We start from the raw sequence: 12117 nt of genomic DNA, 5'->3' as shown, positions 1-12117 counted from the left end.
TAAATTATAACCAAATTATGCGGAAAAATTGTAAAGTAATATCTATTTTAAAACAAGGAATGAAATTTTTGGTTAAAAAAAGACCTACAAACATCCTTGTTGTATGTAATTTATCCTGGGTAACCTAAAAAGCCAGGGAAATTGGCATTACGAACATTGCAGAGCGAATTATTTCTCTTGCAGACCCTAATAAAATCCTGAAGTTTTTTTAAGTGGGGGAACAGGTGCTCGTATCCTCTTCCTTTTTCCCATCGCCTTCAGAAAGAGCTTCTTGATATTTTCTTTTAAAGAAGCACGTTTCAGCTCGATCTTCGTAGAAAGTTGAGCCATTTTGGAGTTCCTTAGTTGCTCTATCAAGCATTGCTGTGAATGTATTTATCGCATCCGATGTTGTTTTGGTAAAGATCTTCTTCGCACTAGGATCGCTTTTTAACACGAGTATCTGCCCGTCGAGTTGATTCCTCATTTGCTCGATATCACTCCAGCTTTCTAAATTCTCAAGAGAAAAATTAGTAAGTCCTTTTAAGAGTTCCTGTCTTAAGTTTAAATACCTGAGTCTTTCTTCATTAATTGGCGAATTACGCAATACCTTATCTATTTTTTCATGGACCGCTTCTATTCTTAGTGTAATTTTGTTTTGGGCTATGGCAAAGGCCATTTGTGGTGAAGTGGTAATGATGCTGCGAGAAACTGAGTTGCAGTAGTCGATTAAATCAGGTTTAGAGGGTAATCCTTGCCATTGTTCATAGACGCTTTCAGAGAATAAGCGAGCGCCTTTATCGTTTTTTTCAGCGGCAATCCAGTTTCCAGGTTGATCAGGGTCTGGTTTTAAAAGAATGAGATCATTGGTTATGATCATATTTAATTGGTCTTTGCTGTTTTTCTTAAACCAGTTTTCTGCGTGCTTTGAGCCTAATTCACCGAGGAAAAATGCATTAGAATTATATGCTTTAGATTCTGATAAACCCTCACAATTCAAGTCTAGTTCTTGCTGTGTAAAGTCCTTTGTTTTCCAGGCCCGTCTTGACCCCATAAAGGCGACAACTTTTTTAAAATTGCTGCGCTCATGACCTTCTACACGTGTAAAAATATGTTTTGTGTCACTTAACTGTTCAATTTTTTTCAGCATTCCTTTTCCTTTATTAGACACGATCCATGATGTAAATGTTTCTGGAATGACAACGCCTAATTCTGGAGTTAAAAATGCTGCTTCACGTACTCTATCTTTTATACCATCCATAAGTGAATTCGATTTGCTATATAAATCACTAATACCCGTATATCCTTGATTATTGGCTAATTGAATGACAAATTTGCGCGTTTGAGACACTTCACGGATAATCCCCCCATCAGCAGCAATGACATTATTTCCACTCATATCATGAAAGTCAGCTTTTAAAAATTGATTGGCTTTATCCATTGCAGCCTTAGCAGCATGGGATTTTCCAGAGGCCGAAGGGCCTGCTACGATCACTACAGGACGTTCTTGCCATTTCGGCCCATTTAAATGAGAGGTTGATTTGATGACGACTGCATCTCTAAATTCTCTGCTACACATTTCTTCTTGCAACGCGAGTTTGTATAAATGAACACCTTGTTTACCAAGAAATTTTTCCATTTCTATGGTAGCTTCTTCCGGATTGGTTTCTCTTATCTTAGGGTCGCCCTCGAAAATAGGGACGGGATGCGTCTGAATGTATTCTATGAGTTTTTTCCTAAAAAATTGAGGATCAGAGGAATCATAAGGGTCTATATTTTCATGATATTTATCTGAATAAGCTTTAGCTAAAATAAGACGATCTTTTTCATATTCTTCTATCCCTTTATATAACTCCTCTCTTCCTTCTTCGCTGAGGCAAACTGTCCCTTCATAAGGATAATTTCCGATTTTTTTTGTTAATGAGTCTACGGTTGTTGTATCGATTTCAATCAGTGTACGCATAATACAAATACCCCATAATCGCGACCATTTTGATCTAATTATAGCCAATATAAATTATGCGAGTATTAACGACATATTTATTAATGTGATGAATCGCTTTTATCGCTTTTACCCACTAGCCAATCCGCACTGACTTCGAATTCTTGTGCTAATGCGTTGAGCAGCTTTTCATCTGGACTTGTTGCGCCATTCAGCAATGCTTCTGCTTTAAACTTGGGAATCTTAACCAGTTTTGATAATACTTCAATGCGCTCTGCACTTGATTCGGGTGCGCCAATATTATCAAGCTCTTTATTAAGTCTTTCTGAAAATCTCTTATTAAGCATTTGCTTCTCCTAATAATGATTTAGTTAAGGTAAGTACATACAAATTACTCATCTAAGTCATCGCTCCATAGCTAAGCCATTGGATGTCAGGCAGAAGCGAACGGCTATCTTATTTATTTCATATAGCATAAAAAAAAGGTTTTGCAATGATTACCCTGAAAATTCAGCATATTAAATAGTTCATGCATATTGTGGTTGCTTTTCCAAATAATTTGATTGGAGTTGATCTGTACTGTCTTTCAATTTAGTATTGAACCTCAAAAAATGATTGTTTAGGATGAGCATGCTCGAAGAAGTCACTGTAAAGTATCCTTGTGATTTAATTATATTCGGTGCTTTAGGGGATCTTTCCTGTCGTAAATTATTTCCCGCTTTGTATCAGTTAGAACGAGCACATTTGCTTCACGCGAATACACGTATTATCGGGTGTGCACGTGACTCATTAACATTAATGGACTGTGCCGGATTAATAAAATCTAAAGTTCAAATGTTTCTTGGTGAGGAACTGGAGGAGCAGGTTTGGTCACGTCTTATTCAAAGGATGGCCTATTGCCCGATCGATCTTACAAAGCCTGAGGATTATGCAAAAATAATGAATTATGTAAATCGTGCAGACCGGATTACTATTTCATATTTTGCGATTCCTCCTTCATTATATGCGCAAACCTGTCAGGGTCTTTCTAGTATTGGTTTAACCAAGCAACCATCACGCGTCGTTTTAGAAAAACCAATTGGCCATGATTTGCCTTCATCTATTGCAATTAATGATGAGGTTGCTCACTTTTTTGCTGAAGAGCAGATTTATCGAATTGATCATTATTTAGGTAAAGAAACCGTATTGAATCTTCTGGTACTGCGCTTTGCTAATGCGATTTTTTCCTCAAATTGGGATAATCAGGCAATTGATAAGGTTGAAATTACCGTTGCGGAAGAAGTAGGCGTCGAAGGACGGTGGGGTTATTATGATAAATCAGGTCAAGTAAGGGATATGCTGCAAAATCATTTATTACAAATATTGTCTCTTTTGGCAATGGAGCCGCCAATGAGCTTATCTGCCGAATGTATTCGTAGCGAAAAGTTAAAAGTATTAAAGTCATTACGGACTATTTCTGATACACATGTTCACGAACATACAGTGCGAGCTCAATATGCGGGAAACATGATTAAAGGCCAACAGGTGCCTGGATATCTAAATGAAGAAGGTGCTCATAAAGGATCAACCACTGAAACTTTTGTTGCAATTAAAGCATATATAGATAATTGGCGCTGGTCTGGCGTTCCTTTTTATTTATTAACAGGTAAAAGACTATCAAAAAAACAGAGTGAAGTGGTCATTTACTTTAAACCTCAGCCTTACAATATTTTTAAACAATTCAAACAAGAGCTCTCTCCTAACCAACTCATCATTCGTTTGCAACCCGATGAAGGCGTAGAACTGCGGATGATGAATAAAATTCCTGGCCTCAGTGAAAGCATGCAATTAAGAGACAGTAAGCTGGATTTAAACTTCAATCATCTGTTCAATTCACAAAGAATTGCTGATGCGTATGAGCGCTTATTGTTGGAAGTGATGTTAGGCCATCAATATCTCTTTGTTAGCCGCGAAGAAGTAGAGCAAGCCTGGAAATGGATTGATGAAATTAAGCAAGCATGGGAAAGACAAGATACCCCTCTCTATACTTATCCATCGGGTACTTGGGGGCCTTTGGAAGTAATTCGTTTATATAATGGCAAAGCACATGTATGGGGGGAGCAAAATGCTGTTACGTAGTTTTAGTGAAGCCCCTTTATTAACCGATGATCTGGTTAGTCAGCTAAAGCAGATTCTGTGTGAGGCCATAGAACATCGTGGCCATGCTTATTTAGTAGTTTCAGGCGGAAAAACTCCTATTGATTTATTCAAAGCTCTGGCGAAAACTCATATTCCCTGGGATAAAATTACTGTAACTTTAACTGATGAGCGTTGTGTCTCTGCGGATGATCCGGATAGAAATGAACGGTTAGTTCGTCATTTTTTACTTCAGCATGAGGCATCTAAAGCTCATTTTTTGAGTTTATATAAAGAAGGTCATACTCTAGAACAAACTGAGCATATAATCGCCTCTTTGCCTACTTTTGATGCGGTTATATTAGGAATGGGCGAGGACGGGCATATTGCCTCTTTATTTCCGTGCGCTGATGAGCTTGTAATGGGGATGGATGATAATGCTGCTGCAGTAGTTCGTGTCAGTCCGAAGACTGCACCCCATCAGCGAATAAGTCTGTCCAAAAAAAGGCTATTAAAAAGTCGCAAGATTTTTTTTCATTTGCTAGGCCAGAAAAAATTGACTGTATTGCATCAAGCAATGGCAGAGCATGATCCTATGATTATGCCAGTGAGTGCTTTTTTAAATAACTTTAATACTGACGTTCAGGTGATGTATGCGCCTTAAGGAAAAAGAATGCATCCGATTGTAGCTCAAGTTACAGATCGCATCCGTGAGCGTAGTGCGCCTAACAGAGATTTATATCTGAAACATATAGAAAAATTGCGTATTAAAGGCCCGCAGCGAAGTATGCTTCACTGCGGTAATTTAGCACATGGCTTTGCTACTTGTGCGAAGCTGGATAAAGCAAATTTGAGCGGTATGACCAAAGCAAATATAGCTATTGTTTCTGCTTATAACGACATGCTTTCGGCACATCAACCTTATAAGGATTATCCATCCTTAATCAAAGATGCCATTTCTGCTGCTGGAGGTGTAGCACAATTCGCAGGAGGCGTTCCAGCAATGTGCGATGGCATTACTCAAGGTCAAATAGGAATGGAGTTAAGCTTGTTAAGCCGTGATGTAATTGCTATGTCAGCGGCTATAGGTTTGTCGCATAATATGTTTGATGGTGGCCTCATGCTGGGGATTTGCGATAAAATAGTCCCTGGTTTATTGATGGCGGCTTTGAGCTTTGGACATTTGCCGTTTATTTTTATTCCTGCAGGCCCTATGCCATCAGGTATATCAAATCAGGAAAAAGCGCGTATTCGCCAATTGTTTGCAGAAGGAAAGACAGATAAAAACGCCTTGCTTGAGGCAGAAGCTGCCTCATACCATTCCCCTGGGACATGTACTTTTTATGGTACTGCGAATTCCAATCAATTAATTATTGAAACTATGGGGTTACAACTTCCTGGTTCCTCGTTTATCAATCCTGGCACACCGCTGCGCGATGCGCTAACCCGGGCTGCGGCACAACAGATTCTCTCTTTAACTGATTTAGGTGAAGATTATTTACCCATTGGTCAACTGATGGATGTTAAAAATATTGTTAATGGGATCGTCGCATTGTTGGCGTCGGGTGGTTCAACCAATCATACAATGCACCTAATTGCAATAGCTGCCATGGCGGGTTACTCGATCAATTGGGATGACTTTGCTCAATTGTCCGCAGTAACTCCTTTAATTGCCAGAATTTATCCTAATGGATATGCGGACATCAATCATTTTCAACGAGCTGGTGGAATGGCATATTTTATTCATGCGTTACTGGACGCTCAATTAGTGCATGAAGACGTGCATACAGTAATAGGCTATGGTTTGCAACGATATACGCAACAACCCTTATTGGATAATGAGCGATTACTATGGATTTCTGGACCTTCTGTATCAAATGATGAAAGCGTATTAACTTCAACTAAAACTCCCTTTAAGGCCCAAGGCGGATTGCAAGTATTAAGTGGAAATATAGGACGTGCTGTAATTAAAACCTCAGGACTTGCCGCGGGGAAAAGCAAGATTAAGGCTCCAGCGGTGGTTTGTTCCAGCCAAGAAGAATTTGAGCTGATGTTTCAAAAAGGTATTTTGGAGCACGATTGTGTGGTTGTACTTCGCTTTCAGGGACCTAAAGCTTGTGGAATGCCTGAATTACATCAATTGACCCCCAAGCTTGGTGTACTCATGGATAAAGGGTATCAGGTTGCTTTAGTAACTGATGGACGTATGTCTGGTGCTTCAGGTAAAGTTCCTGCGGCGATTCATGTTACGCCTGAGGCGGTAGAGAACGAAGTGCTATGCCGTATCGAAACAGGAGATATGATATTAATTGATGCAGAGCAAGGCATATTGCAATTATTAGTTACTGATTATGAGTTAGGGCAAAGAAGTCGTGCTGTTTTAAATGAAGCGGAAGTTCATCGGGGCATGGGCCGAGAGCTGTTTACCAGCCTAAGAACACAGTTTACGGGAGCTGAGCAGGGAGCATGTAGTTTGTTTCAGGGAAAAGAGTCTTGTTATGATTTTTGATGATTTAAAATCGTATGCGATTGTTGCTGATATTGGTGGAACTTTTGCGCGTTTCAGTCGTGTTAATTTAGAAAATTTGGTCATGGATAAAATTGAAATTTATTCATGTGCCGCATACGACAGTCTTGAATCAGTTTTATTCGCTTATAAGGCACAACACGAATTAAAAGAAATAAAGCAAGTCGCTCTGGCTATTGCGTGTCCAGTGCTTGATGATGTTATTTGTATGACTAACGCACATTGGCGCTTTTCCATCAGTGAATTAAAGCATAAATTAGGTCTGACAGAACTCAAAGTTTTGAATGACTTTAATGCGATTGCCATGAGCTTGCCGGTCTTATCAGACCAACAATTATTCCAGATAGGAGGAGGTACCGCAGATAAAAATGGTGCAAGAGCGGTATTGGGGGCTGGAACAGGATTGGGTGTTGCTTTCCTCGTATCAAATCAAGAAGGATATTCTGCCCAAGCAGGGGAAGGCGGGCATATGAGTTGGGGTGCAAAAACAGAGCAGGAGTGGTTTATTTATTGTTATCTGAAAGAAAAGTATGATCATGTATCTTATGAGCGCTTATTGTCAGGCCATGGTTTGGAAAATTTGTATCAAGCACTGGGTGCTTTCCATAAGCAAGAAAAAGTGTATGCTCCTGCGTCAGAAATTATTACTTTGGCCTTGGCACACCAATGTACTATCGCCGAAGCGACAGTAGCGCAATTTTTTGCAATTCTAGGCTCTTATGCAGGGGATTTGGCATTAATTTTTGCAGCTTTTGGCGGGGTTTATATTGCTGGTGGTATTGTTCCTCGACTTATTTCATTGCTGGATCGTAGTGATTTTAGATCGTGTTTTGAAGAAAAAGGTCGTTTTAAAGCGTTTAATGCAAAAATCCCGACTTATGTGATTACTGCCGAGCAACCGGGAATATTAGGGGCTGCAGTTTATTTAAAGCAATTGAGGTCTAGATAAAAATAAAAGATACCGGCTAGGGGGCTGTAAACAGCCTCTATAACGCTAATCGGGTTTCACTATATCTAGCGACAAGGAGAGGTTTATGTCGTTTCCAAATTGGATCGTGCAACCGGAAGTTGTATTGAGTACATCACCTGTAATTCCGGTTATTGTGATTAAAGAAATAGAGCATGCGGTTCCTTTGGCTACTGCATTGTTTGCAGGGGGTATTCATGTAATCGAAGTTGCATTGAGAACACCAATCGCCTTAGATGCGGTTAAATTATTGATAAAAACCTTCCCTGAAGCCTTAATTGGTGTGGGTACTGTAACTACGCCAGAACAATTAAGGCAGGTTGCAGATCTCGGTGCAAAATTCGCACTAAGCCCTGGGAAAACACAGGCTCTATTAACTGCTGGGCTTACTTCTAGCATTCCTTTAATTCCTGGTATATCCAGTGTTTCTGAATTGATGGAAGGATTAATTTTGGGATATACCCATTATAAATTTTTCCCCGCAGCAGCTGCAGGAGGAGTCAATATGTTGCGTGCAATGCATGGACCATTTCCTCAGGCAAGATTTTGTCCAACGGGTGGGATTAATGAAGTGAATTTTTCTGATTACTTGGCGCTACCTAATGTTTTGTGTGTCGGAGGATCTTGGATCGTACCCGAAGAAGCAATTAAAAAAGGTAATTGGTCATTAATTACTGATTTATCTTTTGCTGTGCGTCAAAGTGTAAGAGGATGGGACTAGATGATTGGCTGGAAAACAGCGAAGCATAATCCAGGCACAACATAATAAGTTAAAAAGTACAATGGACAGCTCACAGGGATGTGCGCTTTATGCCGAATTTTTGAATTATCGATCGAGGAGTTAAATTATGACATGGATTGTTGCAATTATTGGTTCGGTTGCTGGTTTTTTATTTGGTTATGATGAGGGGATCATTGCCGGCTCTTTGGAGTTGGTCAAAAATCATTTCAATTTAACCGCAACACATATTGGTGTGATGGCATCAGCTTTGCCTTTTGGTGCGCTTTTTGGCTCCATGCTGATTGGTGCGATTACGGCATCAAAGGGAGCCAAACGTTTTGGCCGTCGTACGTTACTGTCTTTTGCTGGAGTGTTGTTCTTTTTTGGCGCATTAGGAGCAGGGTTCGCTGATTCTATTGTGGTACTCGTTATCTCACGATTAGTTCTTGGTCTGGCAATTGGTATGGCTTCAGTCATGGCGCCTTTGTACTTGGCGGAAACAGCAACTTACGAAACCAGAGGAGCTGTTGTTGCCATTTATCAATTGGCAATGACTGTAGGAATCGTCTGCTCTTATTCAGTCAATTACTTGTTTCTTGAAAATAATGATTGGCGCGCCATGTTTGCATCAAGTGCTTTCCCAGCCCTCATTTTAAGTATTGGAATTTTACTCATGCCAGAATCTCCTAGATGGTTGTGCAGTGTAGGACGTCGTGAGGCAGCATCCAAGGCTTTAAAAAAGCTGCGTAAAAGCCATTCAATCCAACATGAGTTGACAGATATCGAAATGACATTGGCAAATGAGCCTAAAAAGGGAAGTTGGCTGTTGTTGTTTAAGAGTCCTTTATTGCCAGTTTTGATGCTGGGCACTATGTTATTTTGTTTACAACAATTGAGTGGAATTAATGTAATTATCTACTTTGCGCCTGAAATTTTTAAAAATTTAGGGATGAACAGTATTACCGGACAAATATTAGCAACGATTGGCATTGGTATGGTTAATTTACTGGTGACGATTATAGCAATGCTTAGTGTTGATAAAGTAGGACGTCGTAACCTATTGCTGTATGGTTTTTCCGGTATGTTTTTTAGTTTGCTGGCTTTATGTGTGTTTTCATTATATCAAGTTGTTTGGCTTCCTTTTTTATCAGTCGTTTGTTTGATTCTTTATATTTTTTCTTTCGCAGTGAGTGTGGGGCCAATACCACATATTGCAATGGCTGAAATATTTCCTCTGCATGTACGTGGTGCCGGAATGGGGTTCTCTGCGATGAGTAATTGGACTTTTAATACAGTAGTCATTTTTAGTTTCCCGCTTTTGGAGAAAATGATGGGTATTGAATATACTTTTGCTTTATATGCAGTGATTTGTCTTTTAGGGCTCATGTATACCTATTTTTATATGCCGGAGACAAAAGGCATCAGTTTGGAACAAATAGAGAATTACATTATGTCGGGTAAATCGTTACGTTTATTAGGCCGTGAAGAGATATCCTCTCAAGACATTAGTAAAAAAGAATCACCCTATTTAGCATCTACCTAAGAGGTAATGGGCTGCATAAACCTCCCTACGTACCGCTTTATGCGCGGTATCCAATAGCTCTTGCCTTGTAATAGAACTCAAATAGTAAATCAAAGCATCGTTCTGGATACCGCGCATAAAACGCGGTATGTAGGAAGTGGGGAAATTCGCGAGGCTTCCTCTGGGCTTGTCCTCGGCGCCCCAGAAATCACACACCAGTCAGGACGAACAAGGAAGTCTTATTAAACCATTTCTAGTGAAGAATGGTTTAATTTACTTGTTAGTTTATCTCTTAGCTCAATAGCGCGTAAAACAGCTACATAACTCCACGTAAGCGAAGGAGCTCCTTGTTGTACTCCTGTATTTAAATTAATTTGTTCGCTTAATTTCATATCGGGAGCATATTTTTTTATAAGTTTTAAATAATTATCTCCGGTTTGAATATTTTTTGCTATTTCGCTTTGATTGATTAAGGGTAAATTATCAGCAAGGGTATAGTGATATTCAGCCATAGTGGCAGTTAAAATAAACCAAGGGTTACCTATGCTGTTAGTTTGATATCCATCATAAGTATCTCCAGGATAGCGACCAAACAAAATTTCTCCCGAATGCTTATTATTGATTGGGAACATTGAATTGAACTGATCATATAAGGCTTTTACTGTGTTCCGGACATAGGTACTACTAGGAGATAAATCTCCATTCTTTTGTGGGTTAAATAAAATTCCCAAAATTATTGAGGAATCAAGTTCTAAAGTTTTTTGGGGACCAGGATGGGGTAAAAGCGTTGCTTGAATTGTCTGATGATCTGAATCAAAATGTTGGTTCAGTCGTGTATTGATTAGCCTTGCTTGGTGTTCATAATACACTGCAGCCTCATTATCGTTGAGACGTCGAGCAAGAGCCGCACCTTCAAAGAGCGCTTTCTGTTGTGCCATAGCGGTAAAAAAATGATGTCCAAAAACCTCTTCCCAAAGATCATAATTTTTATCAGACCAATGATGCGCAGTGTATTCCAAATCCATTTTAATTACGCCCATTGAGTGCGGATCCAGATTGTTATTATACAGATTGGCTTGAACATACTCTGCTTCATTATTATCTAATAAATGTTGAGCAAAACGAATCAGAACCGAGGCTCTTAAGGCTGGGCCATCATTTTGTGGTCTTCCCCAAGGGCCTTCGAAAGGATAGCCATCAATATAAAATTTTGGTTCTCCCAATATATCTTGGCCGGGTGTTGGATCATGCTGATGCTGGAGCTTTTGTGTCCAGGAAACATAGTTAAATAAGCGCTCTTTGTATCCAAATGCCTGAGAAGATTCATACCATTTTTCAATCAAATCCATGGCAATTGCAGAATCGCGAATCCAATCATAATAATAGTCTGGATGTTGTTTGGAGGGCGCGGCAATTATTGCGCCATTCGATTGAATATTTGCAAAAAAATGCTGCCTTAGCTTTTGAACATCTTCCAGACTAAATACAGAACTTATTGCTTGAGAAACAAAAAAAATCATTAAAAAACATATCCTTTTCAATATAATCTCCCTGTAAAAAGACAAACTTTTTCATAGTACCTTAAATTAGTTGAGCAGAGTATAGGAACACTTAAGGGATCAGATCTTGGTTGTGCAAGCAGATAGATAATAGATCTTCAGGTTGCTTCGCCAGATAAGTTGGCTGGTGCTTTAATAGGGATTTCTCTGAGTTATAGCCCCAAGTAACAGCAATTGACTGGATATTATTTCTCTTTGCAGCTTCAATATCTCGAGTTTCGTCACCTATATAAAAAACTTTGCTTTTATCAATTTTATATTTCCTTAGTGTTTTTTTTAGTAAATGTCGTTTAGAAAAACAATTTGATTCGTCATGGATAAAATTAAAAAAGTGATGAACTTGATGCATCTCTAGCCACATAAGAACATTATCAATCGAATTAGAGGTCAAAATACCCAAGGGATATCCAGATTTATAAAAAATCTCTAATATTGATAAAATATGGGCAACTGGTTTCATATTTGCCATTTTATCATGTAAAAGATGTCTAATTTGTCGAATTAGTGAAGGTATTTTGTAAAAGGATACACCTAAAAAATTGATTAACTCTCTTGAAGAAAGATTGCGCAGATATTCGATTTCATGTTCCTTGATCTTCTTATAATTAAATTGCTCAGCTAATAAATTAGTTGCTTCAATGACGTAATCATAACTATCTACTAGTGTTCCATCAAAATCAAAAAGTAAATGCATGGTCAAATGTCCTGAATCTCGAATCGATGAGTTTTAATTTTGACATGGTATAATCGATCTGACCATGCATCACAATGATTATCTCAATTTT

10 protein-coding genes are annotated in these 12117 nt (G+C 38.9%); 6 read left to right on the top strand and 4 right to left on the bottom strand.

Features of this window, described 5'->3' with window-relative positions; genetic code table 11:
• Nucleotides 1-208: 208 nt before the first annotated feature.
• Together Lani_RS05090 and Lani_RS05085 are read right to left on the bottom strand one after the other, a co-directional pair.
• Nucleotides 209-1942 (bottom strand): hypothetical protein, encoded by a 1734-nt coding sequence (locus tag Lani_RS05090; protein WP_019233459.1) that lies wholly within the window; start codon nucleotides 1940-1942, stop codon nucleotides 209-211.
• Nucleotides 1943-2022: 80 nt separating this feature from the next.
• The gene (locus tag Lani_RS05085) at nucleotides 2023-2268 is read right to left on the bottom strand and encodes a hypothetical protein (RefSeq protein ID WP_019233460.1); all 246 of its coding nucleotides are present in this window, start codon (nucleotides 2266-2268) and stop codon (nucleotides 2023-2025) included.
• A gap of 283 nt (nucleotides 2269-2551) precedes the next feature.
• Here Lani_RS05085 and zwf point away from each other — a divergent pair, with 283 nt between their 5' ends.
• The 6 genes from zwf (at nucleotide 2552) to Lani_RS05055 (ending at nucleotide 9794) form a co-directional block, all read left to right on the top strand.
• Nucleotides 2552-4039 (top strand): glucose-6-phosphate dehydrogenase, encoded by a 1488-nt coding sequence (gene zwf, locus Lani_RS05080; protein ID WP_019233462.1) that lies wholly within the window; start codon nucleotides 2552-2554, stop codon nucleotides 4037-4039.
• Nucleotides 4026-4700 carry a 6-phosphogluconolactonase gene (gene pgl, locus Lani_RS05075; protein ID WP_019233463.1) on the top strand — a complete coding sequence of 225 codons (675 nt, stop codon included), beginning with the start codon at nucleotides 4026-4028 and terminating at the stop codon, nucleotides 4698-4700. The genes zwf and pgl overlap by 14 nt, the downstream gene beginning before the upstream one ends.
• A gap of 9 nt (nucleotides 4701-4709) precedes the next feature.
• The gene (edd, locus tag Lani_RS05070; RefSeq protein ID WP_058388452.1) at nucleotides 4710-6545 is read left to right on the top strand and encodes a phosphogluconate dehydratase; all 1836 of its coding nucleotides are present in this window, start codon (nucleotides 4710-4712) and stop codon (nucleotides 6543-6545) included.
• Complete coding sequence (gene glk, locus Lani_RS05065) at nucleotides 6535-7512, top strand: glucokinase (protein ID WP_058388451.1); 978 nt, start codon at nucleotides 6535-6537, stop codon at nucleotides 7510-7512. The genes edd and glk overlap by 11 nt, the downstream gene beginning before the upstream one ends.
• Nucleotides 7513-7597: 85 nt before the next feature.
• Entirely contained in the window at nucleotides 7598-8251 is a 654-nt protein-coding gene (locus Lani_RS05060; RefSeq protein WP_058388450.1) for a bifunctional 4-hydroxy-2-oxoglutarate aldolase/2-dehydro-3-deoxy-phosphogluconate aldolase, read from the top strand.
• 127 nt (nucleotides 8252-8378) lie between these two features.
• A complete protein-coding gene (locus tag Lani_RS05055; RefSeq protein WP_058388449.1) occupies nucleotides 8379-9794 on the top strand; it encodes a sugar porter family MFS transporter in 1416 nt (471 codons plus the stop codon).
• A gap of 221 nt (nucleotides 9795-10015) precedes the next feature.
• Here the strand turns inward: Lani_RS05055 and Lani_RS05050 are convergent, their stop codons facing one another.
• Both Lani_RS05050 and Lani_RS05045 read right to left on the bottom strand, forming a co-directional pair.
• Entirely contained in the window at nucleotides 10016-11293 is a 1278-nt protein-coding gene (locus Lani_RS05050; RefSeq protein WP_058388448.1) for a glycoside hydrolase family 15 protein, read from the bottom strand.
• Nucleotides 11294-11384: 91 nt separating this feature from the next.
• The gene (locus Lani_RS05045; RefSeq protein ID WP_058388447.1) at nucleotides 11385-12026 is read right to left on the bottom strand and encodes an HAD hydrolase-like protein; all 642 of its coding nucleotides are present in this window, start codon (nucleotides 12024-12026) and stop codon (nucleotides 11385-11387) included.
• Nucleotides 12027-12117: the final 91 nt, after the last annotated feature.

This window comes from Legionella anisa, from assembly GCF_001467525.1.
Classification (GTDB): domain Bacteria; phylum Pseudomonadota; class Gammaproteobacteria; order Legionellales; family Legionellaceae; genus Legionella; species Legionella anisa.
The sequence above is the reverse complement of the archived record's forward strand: the minus strand, read 5'-3'. Positions and strand labels throughout refer to the sequence as shown.